At 73.0% G+C, this 23858-nt stretch carries 24 protein-coding genes; 17 read left to right on the forward strand and 7 right to left on the reverse strand.

Features of this window, described 5'->3' with window-relative positions:
- Positions 1-189 precede the first annotated feature (189 nt).
- From BMY89_RS26355 to BMY89_RS26385, 7 genes are read left to right on the forward strand one after another with little or no spacing between them, the layout of a single operon-like run.
- A complete protein-coding gene (locus BMY89_RS26355; RefSeq protein WP_092382776.1) occupies positions 190-1365 on the forward strand; it encodes a hypothetical protein in 1176 nt (391 codons plus the stop codon).
- Positions 1352-3919, forward strand: a complete 2568-nt coding sequence (locus tag BMY89_RS26360; RefSeq protein WP_092382777.1) for a sensor histidine kinase — start codon at positions 1352-1354, stop codon at positions 3917-3919. The genes BMY89_RS26355 and BMY89_RS26360 overlap by 14 nt, the downstream gene beginning before the upstream one ends.
- Positions 3916-4386 (forward strand): roadblock/LC7 domain-containing protein, encoded by a 471-nt coding sequence (locus BMY89_RS26365; protein ID WP_092382778.1) that lies wholly within the window; start codon positions 3916-3918, stop codon positions 4384-4386. The genes BMY89_RS26360 and BMY89_RS26365 overlap by 4 nt, the downstream gene beginning before the upstream one ends.
- Positions 4383-4865: a DUF742 domain-containing protein gene (locus BMY89_RS26370; RefSeq protein ID WP_092382779.1), complete on the forward strand. Its 483-nt coding sequence runs from the start codon at positions 4383-4385 to the stop codon at positions 4863-4865. Before BMY89_RS26365 ends, BMY89_RS26370 begins: the two co-directional genes overlap by 4 nt.
- A complete protein-coding gene (locus tag BMY89_RS26375) occupies positions 4843-5640 on the forward strand; it encodes a GTP-binding protein (RefSeq protein ID WP_175510429.1) in 798 nt (265 codons plus the stop codon). The genes BMY89_RS26370 and BMY89_RS26375 overlap by 23 nt, the downstream gene beginning before the upstream one ends.
- A gap of 41 nt (positions 5641-5681) precedes the next feature.
- Positions 5682-6197: a hypothetical protein gene (locus tag BMY89_RS26380; protein WP_092382780.1), complete on the forward strand. Its 516-nt coding sequence runs from the start codon at positions 5682-5684 to the stop codon at positions 6195-6197.
- A gap of 37 nt (positions 6198-6234) precedes the next feature.
- Positions 6235-8520: an AAA family ATPase gene (locus BMY89_RS26385; RefSeq protein WP_092382781.1), complete on the forward strand. Its 2286-nt coding sequence runs from the start codon at positions 6235-6237 to the stop codon at positions 8518-8520.
- Positions 8521-8527: 7 nt separating this feature from the next.
- Here the strand turns inward: BMY89_RS26385 and BMY89_RS26390 are convergent, their stop codons facing one another.
- The 6 genes from BMY89_RS26390 to BMY89_RS26415 form a co-directional block, all read right to left on the reverse strand.
- Positions 8528-9034: a GNAT family N-acetyltransferase gene (locus tag BMY89_RS26390; RefSeq protein WP_092382782.1), complete on the reverse strand. Its 507-nt coding sequence runs from the start codon at positions 9032-9034 to the stop codon at positions 8528-8530.
- A gap of 110 nt (positions 9035-9144) precedes the next feature.
- A complete protein-coding gene (locus tag BMY89_RS26395) occupies positions 9145-10188 on the reverse strand; it encodes a hypothetical protein (RefSeq protein ID WP_170147629.1) in 1044 nt (347 codons plus the stop codon).
- A 233-nt stretch (positions 10189-10421) separates the two neighbouring features.
- A complete protein-coding gene (locus BMY89_RS26400) occupies positions 10422-10850 on the reverse strand; it encodes a DUF3263 domain-containing protein (protein WP_092382783.1) in 429 nt (142 codons plus the stop codon).
- A 132-nt stretch (positions 10851-10982) separates the two neighbouring features.
- The gene (locus BMY89_RS26405; protein WP_092382784.1) at positions 10983-11990 is read right to left on the reverse strand and encodes an ABC transporter permease subunit; all 1008 of its coding nucleotides are present in this window, start codon (positions 11988-11990) and stop codon (positions 10983-10985) included.
- Positions 11987-12997, reverse strand: a complete 1011-nt coding sequence (locus BMY89_RS26410) for an ATP-binding cassette domain-containing protein (protein WP_092382785.1) — start codon at positions 12995-12997, stop codon at positions 11987-11989. The genes BMY89_RS26405 and BMY89_RS26410 overlap by 4 nt, the downstream gene beginning before the upstream one ends.
- 176 nt (positions 12998-13173) lie before the next feature.
- On the reverse strand, positions 13174-13959 hold the full coding sequence (locus BMY89_RS26415; RefSeq protein ID WP_092382786.1) for a DeoR/GlpR family DNA-binding transcription regulator: 786 nt from the start codon (positions 13957-13959) through the stop codon (positions 13174-13176).
- A gap of 199 nt (positions 13960-14158) precedes the next feature.
- On the opposite strand from BMY89_RS26415, the gene BMY89_RS26420 reads away from it, so the two are divergent.
- The 3 genes from BMY89_RS26420 (at position 14159) to nagA (ending at position 17289) form a co-directional block, all read left to right on the forward strand.
- The gene (locus BMY89_RS26420) at positions 14159-15088 is read left to right on the forward strand and encodes an SIS domain-containing protein (RefSeq protein ID WP_092382787.1); all 930 of its coding nucleotides are present in this window, start codon (positions 14159-14161) and stop codon (positions 15086-15088) included.
- Positions 15089-15232: 144 nt separating this feature from the next.
- Positions 15233-16183 carry an ROK family protein gene (locus BMY89_RS26425; protein ID WP_408631998.1) on the forward strand — a complete coding sequence of 317 codons (951 nt, stop codon included), beginning with the start codon at positions 15233-15235 and terminating at the stop codon, positions 16181-16183.
- Positions 16180-17289 (forward strand): N-acetylglucosamine-6-phosphate deacetylase, encoded by a 1110-nt coding sequence (nagA, locus tag BMY89_RS26430; RefSeq protein WP_092382789.1) that lies wholly within the window; start codon positions 16180-16182, stop codon positions 17287-17289. Before BMY89_RS26425 ends, nagA begins: the two co-directional genes overlap by 4 nt.
- Positions 17290-17307: 18 nt before the next feature.
- On the opposite strand, the gene BMY89_RS26435 is transcribed toward nagA, so the two are convergent.
- A complete protein-coding gene (locus tag BMY89_RS26435; protein ID WP_092382790.1) occupies positions 17308-18519 on the reverse strand; it encodes a DUF4032 domain-containing protein in 1212 nt (403 codons plus the stop codon).
- A 113-nt stretch (positions 18520-18632) separates the two neighbouring features.
- Between BMY89_RS26435 and BMY89_RS26440 the strand changes: the two genes are divergently transcribed.
- The 7 genes from BMY89_RS26440 to BMY89_RS26465 all read left to right on the forward strand — a co-directional run bounded on the left by BMY89_RS26440 (position 18633) and on the right by BMY89_RS26465 (position 23856).
- Positions 18633-19394 (forward strand): phosphatase PAP2 family protein, encoded by a 762-nt coding sequence (locus BMY89_RS26440; RefSeq protein WP_092382858.1) that lies wholly within the window; start codon positions 18633-18635, stop codon positions 19392-19394.
- Between the two features lie 9 nt (positions 19395-19403).
- Positions 19404-20636 (forward strand): APC family permease, encoded by a 1233-nt coding sequence (locus BMY89_RS26445; protein ID WP_092382791.1) that lies wholly within the window; start codon positions 19404-19406, stop codon positions 20634-20636.
- A gap of 142 nt (positions 20637-20778) precedes the next feature.
- A complete protein-coding gene (locus BMY89_RS30070; RefSeq protein WP_111313802.1) occupies positions 20779-20937 on the forward strand; it encodes a lasso RiPP family leader peptide-containing protein in 159 nt (52 codons plus the stop codon).
- Between the two features lie 28 nt (positions 20938-20965).
- Complete coding sequence (locus BMY89_RS26450; protein WP_092382792.1) at positions 20966-21580, forward strand: ABC transporter ATP-binding protein; 615 nt, start codon at positions 20966-20968, stop codon at positions 21578-21580.
- Complete coding sequence (locus tag BMY89_RS26455) at positions 21577-22449, forward strand: ABC transporter permease (RefSeq protein ID WP_092382793.1); 873 nt, start codon at positions 21577-21579, stop codon at positions 22447-22449. Before BMY89_RS26450 ends, BMY89_RS26455 begins: the two co-directional genes overlap by 4 nt.
- The gene (locus BMY89_RS26460; protein ID WP_092382794.1) at positions 22442-23578 is read left to right on the forward strand and encodes an asparagine synthase-related protein; all 1137 of its coding nucleotides are present in this window, start codon (positions 22442-22444) and stop codon (positions 23576-23578) included. Before BMY89_RS26455 ends, BMY89_RS26460 begins: the two co-directional genes overlap by 8 nt.
- Positions 23575-23856 carry a PqqD family protein gene (locus BMY89_RS26465; protein ID WP_170147630.1) on the forward strand — a complete coding sequence of 94 codons (282 nt, stop codon included), beginning with the start codon at positions 23575-23577 and terminating at the stop codon, positions 23854-23856. The genes BMY89_RS26460 and BMY89_RS26465 overlap by 4 nt, the downstream gene beginning before the upstream one ends.
- Positions 23857-23858 lie beyond the last annotated feature (2 nt).

Genomic DNA, 23858 nt, shown 5'->3' on the forward strand with positions numbered 1-23858 from the left:
ATCCCCTCCACCGGCCGCACCCAACGTAGTCAATTCGGTGACGTGGAGTCACTTCACTCGAAGTGACGCAAACCTGACCGTCGCAGACCAACCCCAAGCCATCCGCGTCGATTAGTTTTCCGGTCCGGCGCACGGGACCGGCTCGTCGACGCCGTCGGAGAACCCGCGCCATCGCCGGAGGAGACAACCATGACCGTTCCCGCTCCGCGGGTCCGTCGCCGGCCCCCGACACCGGGCCGGCTGTTGCCGCTGCTACTCGCCACCGCGCTGCTGCTGCCGGTGGCGTTCCTCGTCGTACAGTCCCACCGGCTCATCGACAGCGACCGAGAGGTCGTCGAGCGGGAACGACTCGGCGTCGAGTACCTCCGCGCCCTCGGCCCGGTGACCAATGCGCTGGTCGACGCACAGAGCGCCGCCGTGACCGGCCGGACGCTGCCCCGGGACACCCTCGACAAGGCGGTGGAGCAGGCCGCGGCGGTCGATGTCCGGGTCGGCGCCGAGTTGAACACCAGTGAGCGGTGGGCCGGGCTCCGCGCGAAGCTGGAGGCGCTGCCCGAACGTTCGCTGGCCGACCCCGAGGCCGCCTTCACCACCTACGGCGAGGTCACCGACCTGCTGCTGGCCCTGCACGGCAAGGTCCGGGAAACCTCCGGCCTGATCCGGGACTCCGGTGCCGACTCGTACTTCCTCCAGGACGGCGTCGGGGAGGAGATGCCCGAGGCGATGGTCAACGCCGGCCGGCTCACCGACCTGGCCGTACTGATCAACCGGCGGCCGGCCACCGACCGGATCCAGTCCCTCAGCCAGCTGGCCACCCTCCGCAGCGCCGCCGTCCAGCCCGCCAACGACCTGGCCAACAACCTTCGGGCGGTGGTGGACAGCACCGAGAGCGCCGACCTGGGCGCCAGCGTGCTCACCCCCTTCGACGCCTACCAGCGGGCCGTCGAGGCGATGGCGCTGTACGCCCAGCCGACCGACCGCGCCGGCACCGTCGACACGACCCGGCTCATCGCGGCCCGCAACGAGGCACAGACGGCCGCTCAGCTGCTCCAACCGGTTCTCCTCGACGAGATCGACCGGCTGCTGACGGAACGGATCGACCAGATGGACCGCGACGGCCTGCTGGTCCTCGGCGCGGGCAGCCTCGCCCTCCTGCTCCTGCTGGCCCTCGCGGCGAACATCTGGGTGTCCCGTCCGAGGGACACTTCCGCCGGGACCGAAGCGGACAGCGGCGAGCCCGTCGAAGCGCCTCGATCCACCGGCACGCGGTGGGAGCCCGTGACGACGCGCCCGGCGAGCGAGCTACAGCCGCTGGGACAGGCCCACGAGCCGGACCGGTGGAGGCCCTTCGATGCTGCTCGATAGCCTCCGGATCCGGGGCAAGCTGACCCTGCTGGTGATCATTCCCCTGCTCTGCATGCTGGGACTGACCCTCCCGGTGGTCTGGGAACGGACCGGCGTGGCCCAGCGGGCCGGCGAGATCGACAGCACCGTCCAGGTCGCCAGCCGGGTCGGCACCCTGCTTCAGCACCTCCAGCGGGAACGCATGCTCGCCATCGGTCTGCTTCTCGGGCAGGTCCAGCGCAGCGAACTGGTGCAGGAGATCGCCGAGGTGGACGACCGGGTGGTCGACCTGCGCATCGAGTTCGGCGACGAACTGCCCGCCGAGGTGGCCGGCGCCCTCGACGGTGTCAAACGGCTGGCCGAGGTCCGCACGGCGGTGCAGGCCGGACAGGCCCGCCCAGAGCAGGTCATCGGCGCGTACGGGCCGGTCCATGTCGCCCTGATCGACTCGTTGCGGCTGCCCTACGACGTGGACACCCGTACCCCGGCCGGCAAGCAGGTGCTGGCACTGGACGGCATCCTGCGCAAGAGCGAGGGGCTCAGTAGCGGCGGCGCCCTGATCGTGCTGATCGCCGCCTCCCCCGACCCGCAGCAGCTCGCCACCGCGTTCGTGGCCAACATGGCGACCCTGCAGGCGGACAGCAACAGAATGCTCGGCCTGCTCACCCCCGAGCAGCAGGAGCTGGTGAACATCGAGCAGACCGCGGTGGATGCTCGGACCAGTCCGGAATTCCTCGAGCAGAGCGCGCTGGACCCGGTGGCCGCGGTCGCCGGCAGGCCCCTGGAGGCGCTCTTCCCGACCGTCTCCTCACTGGTCACCCTCGGTCAGTTCGTGGAGAAGAAGCTGGTCGCCGACGTCACCGCCGAGGTGCGCGCGCAACGACAGGCGGCGCTGACCGCGGCGTACTGGGTGACGGCCCTGGTCGCGTCGACCCTGCTCGTCGTCGTGCTGCTCGCCCTGGCGATCGGTCGTACGGTCACCGGACCGCTGACCCGGCTCACCCGCTCCGCCGACCGGGTCGCCCGGGTGGCCGAGTCCGAGCTGGTCCGGGTCGCCGACGACGAGACCGACAACGCCCAGCCGGTTCGTCTCGACCCGGTCGACGTACGGGCCCGGGACGAGATCGGTGACCTGGCCCGCGCCTTCGAACGGGTGCAGAACACGGCCGCCCGGCTGGTGGAACGGCAGGCCGCCAGCCGCCGCAACGTCGCCCAGATGTTCGGCCACGTCGGTCGGCGTACCCAGAACCTGGTCGGTCGTCAGATCGCCCTGATCGACCGGCTGGAGCAGCAGGAGACCGAGCCGGGACGGCTGGAGAACCTGTACCGGCTCGACCACATCTCCAGCCGGCTACGACGCAACGCGGGCAACCTCGTGGTGCTCTCCGGTGCGGCCGGCGACGTCGCGCACGTCGCACCGGTTCCGCTGACCGACGTGGTCCGGCTGGCCCTCGGCGAGATCGAGGACTACACCCGGGTGGACCTGCAGATACCGACCGAGGTCGCGGCGGCGCCGGCGATCATCGGCGATCTGGTGCTGGCGCTCGCCGAGTTGATGGAGAACGCCACTGTCTTCTCGCCGCCGCACACGCGGGTCGTGGTCGGCGGCGAACTCAACGAGGACGGTGTGCAGCTGACCGTGGTCGACCACGGGATCGGCATGACGGAGGCACGGCTGACCGACGAGAACGCGCGGCTCACCCGACGGGAGCGACTCGACCTCGCCCCGACCGAGGTGCTCGGGCTGTTCGTGGTGGGCCGGTTGGCCCGCCGGCACGGCTGGCAGATCGCCCTCGTCGCGACCCCCGGCGGTGGCGTCACCGCCGTGCTGCGGATCCCCCGGTCGTCGCTGGTGGTCACGGCCCCCGAGCAGGCCGGTCTCCCGGCCGTCGCGGTCGGCCGGGCCGCCCCCGCGGCCACCCCGCCGGTCCGGTACCAGCCCGAGCCGGCAGTGGTACCCGGCGAGGGGGCGCTGGCGACGGCCGGCGCGGGCCGTTCGACGACCGACTCCTCGGCGGCGCCCGGCTTCGACCACAGGTTGCTCAGCCGCGCCACCGAGAGCATCGAGCTGGCCGAGTCCTGGGACGCCTTCGCCACCAGCCTGGAAGCCGCCCCGTCCACCGACGCGGAGCCGGCCACCGCCACCGGCTTCGAGCCGGTGTCGCAGGTGTCGACCGCCCCGCCCGCCCCGATGCCGGGCGTCCGGCAGCGGGTCCCGGGGGCCAGCCTGCCGAGGACGGCACCCCGGGTCGGTCCGGTGGACGCCACCGACGCCGACCCGGTCGCCGCCCGTACCGCCGTCGAGGAGTTCGAGTCGGGGGTACGCCGGGCCGAGCAGAGCCAGGCCGGCGGGCCCGAGCCGGTCGCGCCGCCCTCCCCGGCCGGCCTGTCACGGCTGTCCCGGCGGGTTCCGGGCGCGAACCTGATCGCTGCGCTACCCCAGCAACCGATCAGTCAGGACCCGGGCGACCCAGCCGAGGTCCGCGACCGCATCAACGCGTTCGAGACGGGCGTGGCCCGGGCTCTGCGCGATGTCCGTACCGACCGCAGCGACGAAGAAGGAACGCCACGGTGACCAGCCCCCACGTACACGAGAATCTCGACCACCCGAACCTTCCGGGCGGTGACCTCAGCCCTGAGGCGCGCACCTTCAACTGGCTCCTGGACTCCTTCACCACCGGCACGGCGGGAGTGCTGGAGGCGATCGCCGTGTCGTCGGACGGGCTGCTGATGGCCATGTCCGCGATCAAGGACCGGTCCAACGCGGAGCGTCTCGCCGCGGTCGTCTCCGGCATGACCAGCCTGGCTGGCGGTGCGGCCAGTTGGTACGCGCTGGGCGGGCTCAACCGGGTCGTGGTGGACATGGCCGAGGGTTACCTGCTGATCAGCGCGATCAGCAGTGGCTCGGTGCTCGGTGTGGTCGCCGACCGGTCGGCAAACCTGGGCACCGTCGCCTACGAGATGACCCTCTTCGCCGGACGGGCCGGTGGCGCGCTGACTCCGCGCCTCATCGCCGAACTCAAGAACTCCGTTCAGCAATGAATCCCGACGCCGCCGGTGCGGAGCAGGATCCGGTGGTCCGGATCCGGCCCTACCTGCGCGAGTGCTCCCCGGCCGGCTCCGCCGGGCCGGTGGGGGTACCGGCGGCGGTCGGATCGGAGCCCGAGGCGGCAGGGCCGGCCGGACCCCGCCCTTTTGTGCTCACCGCCGGCCGGGTGGCCGGAGCGGACCCCACGATCGGCCTGGAGACCCAGGTGACCGCCCGGTCGACCGCCGAACCGTGGAGTGCCACCGCCGCCCGGTTGGCCCCGGAACTCCAGGCGATCGTGGCACTCTGCGGCGAGCCGATCTCGATAGCCGAGATCTCCGCCAGGACCCGGTTGCACTTCGGCGTGACCCGGGTGCTGGTGGGCGACCTGCGGGCCGCCGGCCATCTGGACGTACACGTCACCGACGCCGACGAGGCCCTCGACCCCGACGTCATCCTGCGAGTGATTGATGGACTCCGTGCAATCTCCTGACTGGCCGGTCGCCCCGCAGGGCGCGCTCGCCGCCAACAGCGCCGCGGCCCGCTACGGCGGCCCCGCACCGACGACACCGCCGTCCATCGGACGGGCCACACCGCCGGCCCCACCGCCGGCCCATCCACCGGCCCCACCGCCGGCCCATCCACCGGCCCCACCGCCGTACCGGCCGCCGGCCACGACACCGACCGCGACCGGTACGCGGCGCGCCACGCCGCCGATCCCGGTCAAGATCCTGGTGGCGGGTGGTTTCGGGGTCGGCAAGACGACCACCGTGGGCTCGATCTCGGAGATCGCTCCGCTGACCACCGAGGCGGAGATGACCACGGCCGGGATCGGTATCGACGATCCGGGACAGCGCTCCGGCAAGACCACGACCACGGTGGCGATGGATTTCGGCTGCGTCACCATCGACCGGAGCCTGAAGCTCTACCTGTTCGGCACGCCGGGGCAGAGCCGCTTCGGCTTCATGTGGGACGACCTGGCTCGGGGGGCGCTCGGCGCACTGGTGGTGGTCGACAGCGCCCGGCTGGACGACTGCTACGCGGCGATCGACTTCTTCGAACGGGCCGGCCTGCCCTTCGTCATCGGGGTGAACGCCTTCGACGGGCGGCTGGCACACGATCTCGGCGCGATCCGGTGGGCCCTCGCGATCGGCGAACATGTGCCTCTGGTGCAGTTCGACGCCCGTGACCGACTATCGGTAAGGGACGCCCTGCTGGTCGTCCTGGATCGGGCACTGGAGCGGGCCACCCGGGAGAAACGGGCCTGAGCCGACCGGCTCGCGGCCTCTCGTGGGAAGGGGTGAGGCGGATGAGGGGCGGATTGGACGAGACCCTGGATCGGATGCGACGCCGCGAAGAGGCGCTGCGCCGACGGTCCACGGAACCGACCATCACGGGCGCAGATCAGCCCGGTCCGGAGCCGGGCTACGCACCCGGCTCCGACCTGAGCCGGGCCGAGCGTCGAAATGCGGAGATCGGTCGAGCCGGCGCCCACGAACCGGCCCACGAGGCACCGCCACGGCATGTGGTGGAGGATGTCGCCGAGGCGCTGCGCGAGGCCGTGGCGGCCCACCCGGGTGCGGCCGTCACCGCCCGCGTCGAGCACGACGGGCAGGCGTACGACCTGCGGGTGGCCTGGACCGACCAGGAGGTCACGGCCACCGCGCAGCCGGCCGCGCCGCCGCCGGCCTGGCCGCTGTCGGTGAACACCGTGCCCGGCTGGTCCACCGTCCAGGACGGGTTGAGTGCGGACCCGGCGGCCCGGCTGGCCGAGCTGATCCGTCGTGATCCGTCCCTGCTGGGCAGGGAGGAGCCTCCGGGCTGACCGGACGGAAGATGACCGGGCCGTCTAGGGTCGGGCGGTGGGCGAACCCGAGCTGACCTTGATCGCGAGTCTGCGGCCGGCCGCACTGGACGCCCGGCGGGGCATCGTCCGGGTGCATCCGGAGGCGCTGACCGCGCTCGCGCTGCGGCCGGGTGATCCGGTCCGGCTGAGCGGCCGACGGGTGACCGCCGGCATCGTCGCGGCGGCCGAGCCTACGGCGAGCGCCGGCCTGCTGCACGCCGATGACCTGATGCTGGGCAACCTCGGCGTACGCGACGGCGGGCAGGTGCGGTTGTCGCCCCTCCCGGTCACCGCAGCGCGGCGGGTGCTGCTCGCCGGGCCGGCGGAGATCGTCGCGGTGGTCTCCCCGGAGATGCTCCGGCTGGCGTTGCTCGGCAAGGTGGTCACCGCCGGGGACGACGTCTCGCTGCTTCCGCAGGACGTGCTGCCGGACGCCACGACCCGCACCCTGGTCGAGGCCGCCCGACGCAGCCTCTCCACGCGGGTCGGCTATGCCTGGACCAGCACCCTCCTGCGGGTCGTCACCGCCGAGCCCGACCCGGGCGCACTCGTCACCATGGACACCCTCGTCGGTTGGGAACACGGACCGGCCACCCACGGCGACGCCGGCACCCGGCCCGAACCAGGAACGCTGCGGGCCCCCGCCGCCACCCGCGCAGCGGACGCCCGAGCCGGCGCCGGGTCGAACGCCGGGAGCACCGAGCGGCCGGGCACCGACCCTGGCGAGGAGACCGCCCAGGACGTGCCGTCGGTCGACGAACTGCCCGGCCTGCGGTCCCAGGCCGAGGAGTTGACCGAGCTGCTCGACCTGGGCTTCCACCACCGGGAGGTGCTCGGCCGGTTGGGTACCACCGTGGCCCTCGGGGTGCTGGTCGGCGGGCCGGCCGGCTCGGGCAAGTCGGCGCTGGTCCGGGCGGTGGCCGCTCGGGTGCAGGCACGGGTGCACCAGATCTGGGCCCCCGAGATCGCCGCGCTCAGCAACTCCTCGGCCGCCGCACGGCTGCGTGCCGCGACGGCCGAGGTGCTGGCCGGCGGGCCGGCCGTGCTGCTGGTCACCGACGTGGAGGCGCTGGCCCCGGCGGACGCGCCGGGGCCGGTGACGACGGTGTTCCGCCAGTGCGCGGCGCAGATCGTCCGGGCCGGCGCGGCGGTGGTCTGCACCACCAGCCGATCGGAGGCGGTCGACCCGGCCCTGCGCGCCCCGGACATGCTCTCGCTGCGGATCGACGTGCCGTTGCCCGACGCCGCCCTGCGCCGCGAGCAGTTGACCGTGCTGACCCGCCCGGTGCCGCTCGCCGACGACGTACGGCTGGACGAGGTCGCCTCCCGTACTCCCGGTTTCGTCGCCGCGGATCTGGCCGCGCTGGTCCGCGAGGCCGGGGTACGCGCGGCCCTGCGGCAGAAGTCGGCGGAGAAACCGACGGTGCTGATGGCGGACTTCTCCGCCGCCCTGGAGGTGGTGCGGCCGACCACCATGGCCGCCTCCACCCTCGAACTGGCCCGGGTGACCCTGGACGACGTCGGTGACCTGGTGGAGGTCAAGCAGACGCTGACCGAGTCGGTGCTGTGGCCGCTGACCTACCCGGACACCTTCGCGCGGCTCGGCGTGCAACCGCCGCGCGGGGTGCTGCTCTACGGGCCTCCGGGCTGCGGCAAGACCTACCTGGTCACCGCGCTGGCCGGATCCGGTCGGGCGAACGTGCTGTCGGTCAAGGGCGCGGAGCTACTGTCGAAATGGGTCGGCGAGAGCGAACGCGCGGTACGCGAACTGTTCCGCCGTGCCCGGGAGGCCGCGCCGACGCTGATCTTCCTCGACGAGGTGGACGCCCTGGCCCCGGTACGCGGTCAGGCCACCGACGGTGGCACCACCGACCGGGTGGTCGCCGCGCTGCTGACCGAGTTGGACGGGGTCGAGGCGCTGCGCAACGTGGTGGTGGTCGGCGCAACGAACCGCCCCGACCTGGTCGACCCGGCGCTGCTGCGGCCCGGACGGCTGGAACGCCTGGTCTACGTGCCGCCGCCGGACACCGAGGCCCGGGCGGAGATCCTGCGGGCCGCCGCCCGGAACGTGCCGCTCGCCCCCGACGTCGACCTGGCCGCGCTGGGCGCGGAGTTGGACGGCTTCTCGGCCGCCGACTGCGCGGCCCTGGTCCGGGAGGCGGCGCTGGCCGCGATGCGCGAGTCGCTGACCGCCTCCACGGTCACTGCCGCGCACGTCGCCACCGCTCGGGCTCGGGTGCGGCCGTCGCTGGATCCGGCTCAGGTGGCCTGGCTGGCGGCGTACGCGGAGCAGCGCGGCTGAGCGACCCTCAGCACGGTGGTGCGACGTCCAGGGAGATCTCGGCGTACACCCGGTCGCCGTCGTCCCGCAGTTTCGCACCGCACCTTTCGAGTACGGAGAGGGCACCGCGATTCTCCGACGAGGTGTCCGCGGCCACAGTCCGGATGCCGGCCGCCGCCGCCAGGTTCAGCAGTTCGCGTAGCGCCGCCGGGCCGATGCCCTGGCCCCGGGCGGACTGGCCGAGCCACAACCCCACCTCGGCGACGTCGGGCTCGTCCCGCCGGCTCATCCGGATCATCCCGACCACCTCGCCACCGACCACGATCGCGTACATCGCGGTACGGGTGGCTGCGTCGAGGCCGCCGAAGCTGGCCCGGTGGAACTCCCGGAAGGCCTCCCGCCGCGCGTGTGACCAGCCGGCCGGGGCCGCCACGGGCGGCATCACGTCAGCCGGCTCAGCCTCCGCCACCGCTACCGAGAGCAACGGTTCGAGGTTCTGCTCGTCCACCGGCTCCAACCGGACCACACCCGTCACGTGCCGCAGTCTTCCGCGCCCGGCGGCCCACGTCCACCCGGTTCGCGACGACCGGCCCCTCCGGCGGGCGGGACCGGCCGGTCGGGCCGAATTCCCGTCGCCCCTCACGCTCAGTTCTCGTCCAGCCGGGTGAACTCGCAGTACACGGCTGACGCGTCGTCGGCCGGCTTGTGCCGGCGCAGCCGTTCGGGGTGGTCCCGCTCGGCGGCCCGCACCCGGTCGATGAGCACGCCCGGTCCGGCGATGGTCACCATGTCCAGCAGGCCGGTCCAGTCGAAGAGCCCGAACTCCTCGACTGCGGCGGACGCCCCGTCGGTGAGCAGCACCGCCCGGCGCAGCGCGTCCGGCCCGCGCAGCGGTAGCGTCCCGACGATCGCGTGGTAGGCGGCCTCGGGATCGGCGGCGGCGACCCAGTATCCGTTCGTACGGTTCATCTGCTCCCGTTGCCGGGTGACGGCGTGCCGGAACCGGTTGGCCCACTCCGCCGACCCCGCCGACTCCGGCGGGGCGGCGGCCGTGGTGATGGCCGTGGTGCCGGCCGTGGTGATGGCGGCGGTGATGGCCGTGGTGCCGGTGGTGCCGGTGGTGGCTCCCAGCCTGGCCATCGAGGCGGCCAGCCGGTCGTCGATGACCACGTCGACCCGGCCACCGGTGTCGAGCACCAGCGGGCTGTCGCAGAGCACGAGATAGTCGACCTGGTCACCGCCGTCGCGCAGCAGGCAGACGCTGCTCGCCGGGGTACCGGGATGGTCCAGGTCGCACTGCCCGCCGTGGTCGGCGCGGATCGCGAGAATCGCCGCGGCCAGGTTGCTCACCAGCGTCGCGGCCGGTCGGGCGGCCTCGGCCAGGCCCAGCCGGGCGGCGAGGTGCCGGACGTACCACTGCGGCCCGTGCACGCAACCGGTGTCGAAGCCCTCCGGCACGGTCGCGCCGTCCAGCACACCGACCAGCGGGCCGAAGCGGAACACCAGGTCCTCGTTGACGCCCCGGCCCGGCGGTGGAGCGGATGCGGAGCGTACCCGCATCATCGGTGCGGCCCCGACCGCAGCGCCCCGCCGACGTTCCTCGGAGAGCGCCTCGGGCAGCCCGGCATCTCCCGCTGGGTACGTCGCGTGCGCCGTCCGCCTCGGTTGCGCGGTGCCGCCTCCGGTCATCGCCGCCACCTCCGTGCCCCGGCTACCCACACCGCGGCTCAACATTCGCCCGTCGTGCGGAGCCGTATTCCGCCCGATGGTTCCGGCCGGTGGCTGCGGCCTGCCCGCACCACAACACATACCCACTCACCTGGCCAGCCGCCACGAGGCGGGCGGCCAGCGGCCAAAGGGCCAGCGGCCAGCGGGCCAGCGGGCCAGCGGCGAACGGCCAGCGCGAGATGCGGGAGTGACGCCTAGCGGCGACGGTTGCGGGCCCGGGAGGCGCGCAGCCGGATCAGCCGGCCGACCAGCACCGGATCGGCGGCCAGCGCCGCCGGATTGTCCAGCAGCGTGTTCAACACCTGGTAGTAGCGGGTCGCGGAGAGCCCGAAGCGGTCCCGGATGGCCTGTTCCTTGGCGCCGGCGTGCCGCCACCACTGCCGTTCGAAGGCGAGGATCGCCCGCTCCCGCTCACCGAGGCCGCCCGGGGTGGCGACTCCGGCAGGCCGGACGTGATCACCCGACGAGGTCTCCTCCGGCGCGGCCTCCTCGGCCGCGCGTTCCTGCGGGGCGGTGTCGCCGTACGCCGGATCCGACTCCACCTCGGGGGCGGACCTCGGTGGCGGCACGGTGACCGCGTCCGGGCCGGTCTGCGCGGCCGGGGTGGCGTCGGCGGGCTGCATGGGGCTCCTCACGGGGGCGGCCGGCACGGGCGACGCCAACCGGGCCTCCCAGCCTAACCAGGGCCTTCACCCGACGCACCCCGGCGCAACGTGGACCCGGTCGGCCGCCGGCCGGCCGGGTCCACGCAGCCCTCAGGTGATGTCCCGCCGGCGCATCGTCCAGAGCGCCGCACCAAGGAAAATCACGACTCCGACGCTGAACAGCACCGACGAGTGCTGCCAGGTGATGTCCAGGGTGGCCGGCAGGCATTCACCGGTGTACGTGGCTTCGCACGACCGCCAGTCCTGCAGCGTGATCGTCTTGGTCATCCAGGCCAGCGCGTACGTGGGCAGCAGCCACGCCTCGGCGAAGCGGACCCCGGCGAGCTCCAGCAGGATGCCGAGTCCGATCTGGCCGACCACCATGACCGCGATCGCACCGCCGAGCGCCATCGCGGTGTGCCGGCCGAGCGACGCCAGGGCGAAGCCCACCGTCGTCGCGACCAGCGCCAGCACGATGCCGCGCAACCCGGTGAGCAGGAACGACTGCCACGCACCGGAGGTCATCCCGTCAGTGGTCCCGCGCCAGTTGGCGATCAGCCACATGCTCCCGAACCAGGCGGCGGTGGCGGGCAGGGCCAGCGCGAGCAGCCCGGTGAGCAGGGCACCCAGCTTGGTCAGCAGGACCGTCAGCCGCTTGGGGCGCCAGAGCAGCAGGTTCATCATCCCGCCGGTGTTCCATTCGGCACCGACGAAGGAGGCACCGACCACGAAACCGACCATGCCCAGGATCGCGGCGAGCGGGATCAGCAGTTCACCGAAGGTCTTGCGGAACTCGAAGGTCGAGGGCAGGTACCACTGCGCCTCGAACGCCTCACGCGGCGGCGGGTTGATGCTCTCGCAGTCGGTGGTGTAGAACTCGCCGCCGGAGGTCTTGGCCCGCTCGCAGTTGGCGCGTTCCGCCTCGGCCCAGCGCACCTGCTCCTGGTACTGCTGCTCAGCGCTCCGCTCGGCCGCGGCCCACTGCTCGGGACCGACCTTCTGGTTGCTCAAGAACATGCCCACGGCCACCAGGACCAGCACCAGCAGGCCCCCCGCCGTCATCCAGCGGGCGAAGCGCCGCTTGGCGAGCCGGCGCAGCTCGGTACGGAAGAGACTCACGCGCCCCAACCTCCTCCGGCGGGCGCGGACGGTTCCGCCCCGTCGACTCGTACGGACTGGTCGACCTGCCGGTGCTGGCCGGGTACCGGCGCGGTGGCGGTCAGTTCGAGGAAGACGCTCTCCAGGTCGACCGCGATCGGCGCGAGTTCGCTGACGTAGAGGCCCTGCTCGGCCAGCAGTCGGGTGACCGTGGCCGGCTTGTCCACCCCGGCGAGCATCAGGTGGTCCGGGTTCGTGGTGACCCGTACCCCGGCGCGGGTCAGCGCGGTGGCGGCGACCGGAAGGTCGGCGACCGCCTCCAGGCGTACCCGGACCGCGCCGGACGAGTGCTGCGCCAGCACCTCCTCGACGGGGCCGAAGGCGACCCGCCGGCCCAGCGAGATGATGGTGACCGAGTCGCAGATCAGCTGGATCTCGCCGAGGATGTGGCTGGACAGCACCACCGTCATCCCGGATTCGGCGAGGTCGCGCATCAGCCCACGCATCTCCCGGATGCCGCCCGGGTCGAGACCGTTGGCCGGCTCGTCCAGGATCAACAGCCGCGGGTTCTTCAGCAGGGCGGACGCGACGGCGAGCCGCTGCTTCATGCCGAGCGAGTACGTCTTGACCCGCTCGCCGGCCCGGTCGCGCAGGCCGACCAACTCCAGCACCTCGTCGACCCGTTGCTGGGGCAGGTCGCCGGCGCTGGCCAGCAGCGACAGGGTGTCCCGCGCGCTGAAGTGCGGGAAGAACTGCGGGCTCTCCACGATCGCGCCGACCTGCCCGACGACCTGCGGCAGCATGTCGGGCACCTCGTGCCCGAGGATCGCCATCCGGCCGCCGTCGGGCCGGATCAGGCCGAGCAGCGTACGCAGCGTGGTGGTCTTGCCCGAGCCGTTGGGGCCGAGGAAGCCGTGCACCTGCCCCGCCTCGACCCGCATGTCGAAGCCGTCCAGGGCGTTGCGGGTGCCGCGGCGTCGACTTCGGTACGTCTTTCGTAGACCTTCAATTTCCAGGACAGCTGGCAAGCTGCACCTCCCCCGTTGGTGTGGGTGGACGACGACACCATACGCGGTATGCAGAGGAAGGCAATACCCGGTATGCAGCGCCACGCCGACCGACCTGCCGGAAGCACGCCGAACAAACCGTTAGTAGGGGGCCCCTCCTATACCGGAGGCGTTAACAAGGGGCCCTTCCTTGCACCTCAGGCGCAGATGACGTGGACGCCGGCGGCGCGGAACGCCTCGACCACCCCGGGTGCGGCGCCGGAGTCGGTGACCAGCGTCTCGACCCGGTCGACCGGGCAGATCCGGGCGAAGGCGTGACCACCCAACTTGGACGAGTCCGCGATGATCACCACTCGCTTGGCCCGGGCCACCATCAGGTTGTTCATCGCCGCCTCGCCCTCGTGGTGGGCGGCGGCACCGAGGTGCGGATCGATCGCGTCCACCCCGAGCAGCGCCACATCCAGGGTGACCTCCCGCAGCAACGCACCGCCCAGCGGACCGACCAGCTCGAAGGACTTCGGCCGGACCACCCCACCGGCCACCACGACCTTCATCCGGGAGCGGACCAGCAGTTCGTTGGCGATGTTCAGCGCGTTGGTGACCACTGTCAACTGAGCGCCCTCGGCGTTGGTGTTGAGGTCCGGCCGCACGGCCAACGCCCGGGCCACCTCGGTGCTGGTGGTGCCGCCGTTGAGACCGACCACCGTGCCCGGCGAGACGAGAGCCGCCGCGGCGGCACCGATGCGCTGCTTCTCGGCCGAGTGCTTGGCCGTCTTGTACCGCAGCGGCAGGTCGTACGAGACTCCGTTGGCTACCGCCCCGCCCCGGGTACGAGTGATCATCTGCTGCTGGGCGAGTTGGTCGAAGTCCCGGCGGATCGTGGCCTGGGAGACGTCCAGGCGCGCGGCGGCCTCCTCGACGGCGACCCGACCGGAGTCGGTCAGCATTTCGAGCAGGGCGTTCCATCTCGCGTAGCGGTCCACCCCGGAGCCTCCGTGCCTGCACGATCGGTGATTGGTTGCGTGCACACTAGTGCTCGAAACTACGATGAGGCAAAGCCCTCGGCTGCGCGATTACCCCTCCGGTTGCCTTCCCCGCCTAGTTTCGCGCAGAATGACGCGCGAAAGACGGGATTAACGAGCCGTATCGCGCATCGGTCCGCCCCTGCGAGGAGTGTTTCTCATGGCGTTCGTCCACGCGGAGATCGCGAGCCAGCCGGACTGCTGGCGCCAGGCTGCCGAACTCGCGCCGGAGATGCTCGACCGGCTGCCGCGCCCCGGCGAGCGGGTCGCCGTCGTCGGCTGCGGCACATCGTGGTTCATGGCAATGGCGTACGCCGCCCGTCGCGAGGCCGCCGGTCAGGGCGAGACCGACGCCTTCCAGGCCAGCGAATTCCCGATCAACCGCCGCTACGACCGCCTGCTGGCGATCAGCCGGTCCGGCACCACCACCGAGGTGCTGGACCTGCTCACCGCGCTACGCGGGCGGACGTCGACCACGGTGCTGGTCGGTGACCCCGACGCACCGGCGGCACAGGCCGCGGACGCCGCCGTCACCATGCCCTTCGCCGACGAACGTTCGGTGGTGCAGACCCGCTTCGCCACCACCGCACTGGCGCTGCTCCGCGCCCACCTCGGCGACAACATCACGGCCCTGGTCGCCGACGCGGAGGTCGCCGTCCGCGCCCCGCTGCCGATCGACCCGAGCCTGATCGAACAGGTCACCTTCCTCGGTCGCGGCTGGACCATCGGGCTCGCCCAGGAGGCCGCGCTGAAGTGCCGCGAGGCGGCCACCTTCTGGGCCGAGGCGTACCCGGCGATGGACTACCGGCACGGCCCCATCTCGGTGGCCGCCCCCGGCCGGCTGGTCTGGGCCTTCGGCGAGCTACCCGAGGGGCTACCCGAGGATGTCGCCGCCACCGGCGCGGCCTTCGCGCACAGCCGGACCCACGGCTACCACACGGTGCTCGGCCGGTGGGCGGCCGGACGCACCCCGGTCGACCCGATGGCCGACCTGATCCTGGCGCAGCGCTTCGCCGTCGCCCTCGCCACCAGTCGCGGGCTCGACCCGGATGCCCCCCGACACCTGAGCCGCTCCGTGGTGCTCACGTGAGTTCGTCGCCACGAGATCCTGGTACGAACCTGCCCTCAGTGGGGCGTTCCCGCACCAAAATCCGTTCGCGTCGAGGCGTCGGGTGATGCGGTGGGAATGAGTGGCGGGGAGGTTGCCGTCGCGCTGGACGTGGGTGGCACCGGGATGAAGTGCGCGCTGGTCGGCGCGGACGGTGCCGTGCGGCACTCCGAACGGCACCCCACCGACGCCGGGCGCGGTCCCGACGCAGTGGTCGAGACGATCCTGACGGTGGCCGACGGGCTGGCCGCCAAGGCGCGCGCGGACGGGCTCACTCCGACCGCGCTCGGCATCGTGGTGCCGGGCGTGGTGGACGAGGCGCGCGGGGTCGCGCTCTGGTCGGCGAACGTCGGCTTCCGCGACGTACCCCTGCGCGAGCTGGCGTCCCGGCGGCTCGGCCTGCCCACGGCGCTCGGCCACGACGTGCGCGCGGGTGGCCTCGCCGAGGCGCGGTTGGGCGCCGGCCGCAACGCCGGACACGTGCTCTTCGTGGCGATCGGCACCGGCATCGCCGCCGCGCACGTGGTGGCCGGCGCGGCCGCCACCGGGGCGCACGGCGCCGCCGGGGAACTCGGTCACATCCTGGTCCGCCCGGACGGGCCGGTCTGCGGTTGCGGGCGGCCGGGCTGCCTGGAGGCGATCGCGTCCGCCTCGGCCGTCGCCCACCGCTACGCCGAACTCGCCGCCACCGCCACCGGCACCGCCACCGGCACCGGCATCACGTCGGACGATGGGTCCGCCGCCAGACCGGATCCGGGGCGGACGATGGTGAGCGCCGCCGAGGTGGCCGCTCGGGCGGCGGCCGGTGAGCAGTTGGCCACCCGGGTCTGGCGGGAGGCAGTCGAGGCACTGGCCGACGGCCTCGCCACCGGCCAGGCCCTCTTCGACGTGGAAACCATCGTCCTGGGCGGCGGCCTCGCCCAGGCCGGCGCCGGGCTGTTCGACCCGCTGCGTGCCGCGCTGCGGGACCGACTGACCTTCCACCGGGAACCACGACTGGTCCCGGCCGCCCTCGGCGACGAGGCGGGCTGCCTCGGCGCCGCCCTGCTCGCTCTCGACCAACTGGAGAAGCGGTGACCATCCGGGTAAACGGCAAGGTGGTGACCCCGAGCGGGGTGATCTGGCAGGGCTGCGTCGAGGTCAAGGGCGATCGGATCAGCGCCGTCGCCGAGTACCCGTCGGCGCGGGACGGGCACTGGATCGTGCCCGGCTTCGTGGACATCCACACGCACGGCGGGGGCGGGCACACCTTCACCACCGGCGACGCCGGCCAGGCACGGGCCGCGGCCGCGTTCCACCTGGGGCACGGCACCACCAGCCTGCTGGCCAGCCTGGTCAGCGCACCGCTGGAACTGATGCGCTCGGCCACCACCGCCTTCGCGCCGCTGGTTCGCGACGGCGTGCTGGCCGGCATCCACTTCGAGGGGCCGTACCTCTCCGCCGCTCGCTGCGGCGCGCAGAACCCGGAGTTCCTTCGCGACCCGTCCGCCGAAGAGCTGACCGAGTTGATCAAGCTCGGTGACGGTGCGGTGCGGATGGTCACCATCGCCCCCGAGCGCGCGGGCGCGCTGGAGGCCATCGAACTGCTCACCCGGCACGGGGTGGTCGTGGCCGTCGGCCACACCGACGCGACGTACGAGCAGACCCGCGCCGCGCTGTCGGCCGGCGCGAGCGTCGGCACCCACCTGTTCAACGGGATGCGCCCGGTGCACCACCGGGAGCCCGGCCCGGTCGTGGCGTTGCTGTCCGCGCCCGGTGTGGTCTGCGAACTCGTCGCCGACGGGGTACACCTGCACGAGGGGACACTCACCTTCGCCACCTCGACCGCCGGACCGGAGCGCTGCGCGCTGATCACCGACGCGATGGCCGCCGCCGGCATGCCCGACGGCGAGTACGAGCTGGGCGGTCAGGAAGTGACCGTGGCCGACGGGGTGGCCCGGCTCTCCCGCGACGGCGCGATCGCCGGCAGCACGCTCACCATGGACGCGGCGCTGCGCAGCGCGGTGACCGCCGGCGTCGATGTCCCCGACGCGGTACGGATGGCGTCCACCACCCCGGCCCTGGCGGTCGGCATCGCTGATCAGGTCGGCGCCCTGCAGGTCGGGCTGCGCGCCGACCTGGTCGTGCTCGACGACGACCTGAACGTCGTCCGGGTGATGCGGGCCGGCGCCTGGGTGGAATGACCCGACAGCGGGCGCGGGTCAGCCCGGCGTCGGGATCTCCACGCCGAGGACGGCCTGCTCGTCCGGGCGGTGCACCAGCACGTCCGCCAGGAACGAGTGCACCGCGTGGCGCATCCCGACGTCCCGGCCGGCCTGCTCGGAGAGCAGCCACTTGTGCTCGATGATCTGCGCGAACAACTCCTGCGGCTCAAGCTTGCGTCGCAGTTGCGCGGGGACCGCCCGGACCACCGGCTCGAACACCTCGGTCAGCCAGCGGTGCGCGGCCTGCTGCTCGTCGATCAGGTCGCTCTCCGCCCGGTACGCGTCGAGGTCGTTGAGCAGCTTGCGGGCCTGGTTCTCTTCGGCGTCCAGGCCGGTGAGGCGAAGTAGCCGGCGATGGTGGTAGCCGGCGTCGACCACCTTCGGCCGGATCAGATAGCGGCCGTTGTCGATGGTCGACATGGCCACCTCGGCCACGTCGAACCCCATCTCGTTGAGCCGGCGGATGCGCCCCTCGATGTCGTGCCGGGCCTCCCGCTCGACCTGCTGCTCGTAGGTGATCTCGTGCCACAGCCGCTCGTACCGCTGCACCACCTCCTCGCAGACCACCTCGGGGTCGATCGAGTCGTGCAGCAGGCCGGCGGCCTGGAGATCCAGCGCCTCGCCGAAGATGTTGACCCGGGCGATCTCCAGGTCCTCGCCGCGCTGGCCGTTGGAGAGCATGCTCCGCAGCGCGCCGGTCTCGGCGTCGACCAGGTACGCGGCGAAGGCCCCCGCGTCCCGCCGGAACAGCGTGTTCGACAGCGAGCAGTCACCCCAGAAGAAGCCGGTCAGGTGCATCCGGACCAGCAGCGCGGCGAGTGCGTCGAGCAGCCGTCCCATCGTCTCGGGGCGCAGCGTGTGCGAGAACAGCGCCCGGTAGGGCAGGGAGAACTGCAGATGGCGGGTGATCAGCACGGGATCCAGCGGCTCACCGGCGTCGGACTCCCGGTCGGCCACGATCGCCACCGCCTTCACCGACGGGAAGTCGATCCGCTCCAGGGCGCGCAGCAGGTCGTACTCCCGCTCGGCGACCCGCTCGCCGGTCTCCTTGACCGCGTAGACGTGCCCGCCCAACTGGACGAAGCGCACCACGTGCCGAGAGATGCCCTGGGGCAGCGCGACCAGGTGTTCGGCCGGCCACTGCTCCAGCGGTGTCGACCAGGGGAGGTCGAGCAGCGCCGGGTCGACTAGGGCCGAGGTGATCCGCACGGCGTCAAGTCTGACGCTTTCCCCGCCGGAACGCTTCCCCGCGTGGCTGGGCCCACAGTCACCCCCGCACCGCGCGGGTCGGCGTCGGCACCGGGGCCGGTAGCGTGATCCGGGTGCGGGAAACGACACCGGTACGCCGGAGGATGCGCCTGGCACCGGTCCGCCCGGGCGGCTGGTGGTTCGACACACTGCTGCTGGCGGGGTTCGTCGCGCTGACCGGCGCCCTCGCCGCGGGCCACCTGCTCGGCCTCGACCTCGCCGTGAGCGAGTGGGCCTTCACGCACGACCCGACCCCGCTGTACTGGACCGCCCGGGTGTTCAACCTGCTCGGTCAGGGCGGCTGGCTGCTGCTGCCGGTCTCCGGCGCGCTCGCCGTGGCCGTGGCGTGGCGGCGGCACACCGTGCGGCCGTTGCTGCTGGTGGCGGGCGCCTTCCTGATCACCACCCTGACGATCGGTCCGCTCAAGCTCTGGACGGATCGGGCGGCGCCCACCGCGTCGGTGAAGGAGCCGTTCCTGGCACCCGAGGAGGCAGTGGAGATCTTCAACCAACTGCCGGTCGGCGCCTACTCGATGTCGTACCCGTCGGGGCACGTGGCCAACGCGATCGTCTGGTACGGCGTGATCGCCCTGCTGCTGGCCTGCCTGACCGCGGGGCGGCTGCCGGTCGGGCCCTACCGGCTGGTCCGGTACGCGCCGCCGGCGATCCTGCTGGTCACCACCACATACCTGAACTTTCACTGGCTCACCGACGGGCTGGCCGCCCTGCTGCTCGGGCTGCTGCTGGACCGGCTGCTGCACCGGGTGCCCTGGGACGACCTGCCGCTGCCCGGCCGGCTACGGCGGTGGGACCGGCCGTTCATCCAACACCCCTAGGGTGCTGCTGTGGATCGACTAGCGCGCCGGTTGGGCGTACCGGATGCCGTCGTCATCGGGCTGGGTTCGATGCTCGGCGCGGGCGTCTTCGTGGTCTTCGCCCCCGCCACGGCGGCGGCCGGCGGCAGCGGTCTGCTGGCCGCGCTGGTCCTGGCCGGGTTCATCGCGTTCTGCAACGCGACCAGTTCGGCCCGGCTGGCGGCCCGCTACCCGGAGTCCGGCGGCACGTACGTCTACGGCCGGGAACGGCTCGGCCCGTTCTCCGGCTTCCTGGCCGGCTGGGGTTTCGTGGTCGGCAAGACGGCGAGCTGCGCGGCGATGGCGCTGACCATCGGGGCGTACCTCTGGCCGGGGCAGGCCCGGCTCGTCGCGGTGCTGGCGGTGGTCGCGGTGACCGCGGTGAACCTGCGCGGCATCGGCAAGACCGCCGCCGCGACCCGGATCCTGGTGGTCCTGGTGCTCGCCGTGCTGGCCCTGGTCGCGGCCACCGGTGCCAGCCAGGTGCAGCTGGCCCGGCTCGCCGAGCCGCCGGACGGCGGGCGGGGCGTGCTCACCGCTGCCGGGCTGCTCTTCTTCGCCTTCGCCGGCTACGCCCGGGTCGCCACCCTCGGCGAGGAGGTACGCGATCCCCAGCGCACCATCCCCCGGGCGGTGCCGCTGGCGCTCGGCGTCGTGCTGACGATCTACCTGGCCCTGGCGGTGATCGCCGTCGGTGTGCTCGGTGCCGACCGGCTGGCCGCCTCCGCCGCGCCCCTGGCCGACGTGGTGACCGCCGCCGGACTGCCCGGCCTGGAGTGGGTGGTACGCGCCGGCGCGACGGTCGCGGTGACCGGCGTGCTGCTCTCCCTGCTCGCCGGGGTCGGCCGCACCACCCTGGCGATGGCCCGTCATCGGGACCTGCCCAACGCGCTGGCCGCGGTGCACCCCCGCTACCGGGTGCCGGCGCGGGCCGAACTCGCCGTGGCGGTCGCGGTGATCCTGGTGGTCGCCCTCGGTGACGTGCGGGGCGCGATCGGGTTCTCCAGCGTCACCGTGCTGGTGTACTACGCGATCACCAACGCGGCGGCACTGACGCTCGGCCGGGAACCGTCGCGGAAGCTACCGGTGCACGCCCTCGCCGTCGCGGGGCTGATCGGCTGCGTACTGCTCGCGGTCAACCTGCCGCTGTCCAGCGTGCTCGCCGGCTTCGGCGTGCTCGCCCTCGGCGCCGTCTGGTACGCCTTCCGGTCAGCCCGCCGCTAACGACCGCCGTCAGAGCCTGCTGGCCGGACACCCTACGCCACGCGAGACGGTAGAGGTCGGCTTTGGCCTGCTGGGTCCTGTCTGTAGCCGACGCTGCGGTGTAGCATGCTTATACCCGTTTTGTTCAATCAAAGGATGTTAGATGAGCATTATTCCCTCTCCCGTGTCGCCGCCCGAGATTCCGGAGGGCTACCAGCCGCCGCAGTTGTGGCGACTCGGCACGTTGGCCGAGCTGACCCAGGGCGGCTTCCCCGGGATCGCGGACGTCGACGGCCAGTCCGGTGTCGAGGGTTCGATCTGACCCTCCCGGTCGACCACTCGCCCCCGACATGCTGCGACTCGACGGTGCCGGGCGGGCCTTCGGGCGGCGCCCGGTCTTCTCGGGGCTCGACCTGGAGGTCCCGCCCGGCACCCGGTTGTTGCTCACCGGCGGCAACGGCACCGGCAAGACCACCCTGCTGCGCTGCCTGGCCGGCACCCTCGCACTGAGCAGCGGCCGGGCGACCATCGCGGGCCGACCAGCCGGAACACCGGCGGCCCGCCGCCTGGTCGGCATCGCTCTCGCCCCGGAGCAGACTCTCTGCGGCCGGCTCTCCGGGCACGACAATCTGATGCTGTTGGCCCGGATGCGGCTACCCGCCCGGGAAGCGGCGGCGGCGGTCGCCCGGGTCGAGGAGGAATTCGCCATCGCCGAGTACGCCCAGGTGCCTGCCCAGCGGTGCTCCGCCGGGATGCGGGCCCGGATCAGCGTCGCCCGCGCACTGCTCGGCGACCCGCCGGTGCTGCTACTCGACGAGCCCGGGCGGTCCCTGGACGCCGGGGCACGGGCGATGTTCTGGGCCGCCCTGGACCGCCGCCCAGGACTGACCTGCGTGCTCGCCTCGCACCTGGATTCCGACCGCGTTCGGTGCGACCGCACGCTTGCCATGCCGGTACGTCGATGAACAGCGACCTGCGCTCCGCGCCCGCCGCCGGTGCCGCCAGCGCCCGGTCCGACGGCGCACCGGTCTCCTGGCGGGCCGGCGGGCGCACGGTGCTGGCGCTGCTGCGCCGAGACCTGGCCGAGCGTCGCGGGGTGCGGCTGTCCTTCCTGCTGGACCTGCTGTTCGGGCTGCTCAACCTGCTGGTCTTCCTGTTCGTTTCCCGGGTGCTCATACCGGCCCCGGCCGTCGACTTCGCCCGCTCCGCCAGTTACTTCGACTTCGTCGCGGTGGGGATCGTCTTCCTGCTGGTGATCCAGGCGGCGACCGTGCAGGTGGTTGCCCGGGTGACGGCCGAGCAGCGGGACGGGATGCTGGAACTGCTGGCCGCGCAGCCGGTGCCGGGCTGGTCGCTGGCGCTTGGGCTGGTCGGCTACCCGTTCGCCTTCGCGCTGCTGCGCGCCGGGGTGTACCTCGGCCTGCTGGCCGGCATCTTCGGCCTGCACGTCGGTGACGCCCATTGGCCCGGCGTCTTGATCGTGCTGGCCCTCGCGGCGCTGTGCGCGCTGCCGTTCGGGATGGTGCTGATGGGGTTCGCGGTCGCGGTCGGGCACGGCGACCCGGTGGCCCGGCTGCTGGTGGTGGCCCTGTCGTTCCTGTCCGGCACGTACTTCCCGACCTCGGCGCTGCCCGACGTCCTGCACCCGGTGTGCGCCCTGCTGCCCACTCGCGTGGCGTTGGACGGGCTGCGGCACGCGCTCACCGGGGGCGGCTGGGCCGGGGCGGCGGCGGTGCTCGCCGGCACCGCCGCCGTACTGCTGCCCTTGTCCGCCTGGATCTTCGACCGCGCGCTGTGGATCGCCCGACGCAGAGGGGTGCTCACCCGTGACTGACCTCGTACCACTTCGCTCCACCGGCCTCGACGTGGCGTGCGGCATCATGCTCGGTCTGGAGCCCGCCACGCGCCCACCGGTCGCCTGGTCCGGCCCGGCACCGGCGCCGCTGGTCGCCCTGGAACGGGCGGTGCTGCCGGCGCTGCGCCGGCCGCCCTGCATGGTCAGCTTCTCCGGCGGGGTGGACTCCTCGCTGGTGCTGGCGATCGCCGCCCGGGTGGCGCGGCGGGAGGGGCTGCCGGACCCGGTGCCGGTCACCTGGCGCTTCACCGACGCACCCCGCGCCGAGGAGTCGCCCTGGCAGGACCGGGTGATCGCCGAGCTGAGGCTGGCCCGGCAGTGGCAGATCCTCCAGGCCGGCGACGATCTGGACCTGGTCGGCTCCGTCGCCCGGCGGGTGCTGACCCGGTACGGGCAGGTACACCCGTTCAACCGGCACGTGCACCTGCCGATCGTGGAGCTGGCTCGGGGCGGTGCGTTGCTCACCGGGCTCGGCGGGGACCAGGTCCTGGCCGGTTGGCGGCGGCGTCCCGGCTCGGTGCGGGCCCGACTCGGCCGGCTACGGGCCCGCCTGCGACACCGGGAGCCGGACCCGTTCCCCTGGCTGCGCCCGGAGGTGGCGCGGCAGGTGCGCCGCGCGTTCCGCGCCGAGCAGCGCGCTGAGCCGCGCCGCCTGGCCGGGCGGATCCCCTGGCACCTGCGCCGCCGCGACCTGACGATGAGCCGGGCCAGCCTGGCCATGCTCGCCACCGACAACGACGTGCTGGCGGTGACACCGCTGCTGGACGACGGCTTCGCCGCCGCTCTGACCGCCCACCACGGCGGGCTGCGGTCACCGTCCCGGCGGGAACTGCTCGCGATGGTCGCCGACGCCGCCCTGCCGTCGCTGATCGTCGCGCCCCGCCGCAAGGCCACCTTCAACGAGGTGTTCTTCCGGGCGGCGACCCGTGAGGTGGTACGCGCCTGGGACGGCGGCGGGATCGACGATTCGCTGGTGGACGTGGCGGCGCTGCGCCGGGAATGGTCGGGCTGGCCGGTCAACCCGCGTACGGCGGCGCTGGTGCAGCAGGTGTGGCTGGCCGATCGGCCGGCTCCGCTGCGGCGGAACACCCTGGAGGTGCCGAAGTGAACACCGACACCCCGCCCGTCTATCGGGTCAGAAGCGACCGGGTGGCCTGGCGGGCAGCCGGCGACGAGACGGTACTGCTGGACACCCGGCAGTCCGTCTACTTCGCGCTGGACCGCTCGGCCGCGCTGCTGTGGCCGCACCTGCTGGCCGGGGCCACTGACGCCGAGCTGACCGAGGTGCTGGCCGGCCAGGCCCAGGTCGGGCGGGAGCGGGCCGCCGCCGACGTGCGCGCCTTCCTGGCCGACCTGGAGGCCGCCGGCCTGGTCGACCGCCTCTGACG

The organism is Micromonospora phaseoli, assembly GCF_900109115.1.
GTDB lineage: Bacteria > Actinomycetota > Actinomycetes > Mycobacteriales > Micromonosporaceae > Micromonospora > Micromonospora phaseoli.

Coding starts and splice junctions, on each gene's coding strand:
- BMY89_RS26380 (WP_092382780.1), top strand. CDS start 5,682: ATGAGGGGCGGATTGGACGAGACCCTGGATCGGATGCGACGCCGCGAA.
- BMY89_RS26450 (WP_092382792.1), top strand. CDS start 20,966: ATGCTGCGACTCGACGGTGCCGGGCGGGCCTTCGGGCGGCGCCCGGTC.
- BMY89_RS26420 (WP_092382787.1), top strand. CDS start 14,159: ATGGCGTTCGTCCACGCGGAGATCGCGAGCCAGCCGGACTGCTGGCGC.
- BMY89_RS26355 (WP_092382776.1), top strand. CDS start 190: ATGACCGTTCCCGCTCCGCGGGTCCGTCGCCGGCCCCCGACACCGGGC.
- BMY89_RS26370 (WP_092382779.1), top strand. CDS start 4,383: ATGAATCCCGACGCCGCCGGTGCGGAGCAGGATCCGGTGGTCCGGATC.
- BMY89_RS30070 (WP_111313802.1), top strand. CDS start 20,779: ATGAGCATTATTCCCTCTCCCGTGTCGCCGCCCGAGATTCCGGAGGGC.
- BMY89_RS26375 (WP_175510429.1), top strand. CDS start 4,843: ATGGACTCCGTGCAATCTCCTGACTGGCCGGTCGCCCCGCAGGGCGCG.
- BMY89_RS26400 (WP_092382783.1), bottom strand. CDS start 10,850: ATGCAGCCCGCCGACGCCACCCCGGCCGCGCAGACCGGCCCGGACGCG.
- BMY89_RS26455 (WP_092382793.1), top strand. CDS start 21,577: ATGAACAGCGACCTGCGCTCCGCGCCCGCCGCCGGTGCCGCCAGCGCC.
- BMY89_RS26425 (WP_408631998.1), top strand. CDS start 15,233: ATGAAGTGCGCGCTGGTCGGCGCGGACGGTGCCGTGCGGCACTCCGAA.
- BMY89_RS26360 (WP_092382777.1), top strand. CDS start 1,352: ATGCTGCTCGATAGCCTCCGGATCCGGGGCAAGCTGACCCTGCTGGTG.
- BMY89_RS26395 (WP_170147629.1), bottom strand. CDS start 10,188: ATGACCGGAGGCGGCACCGCGCAACCGAGGCGGACGGCGCACGCGACG.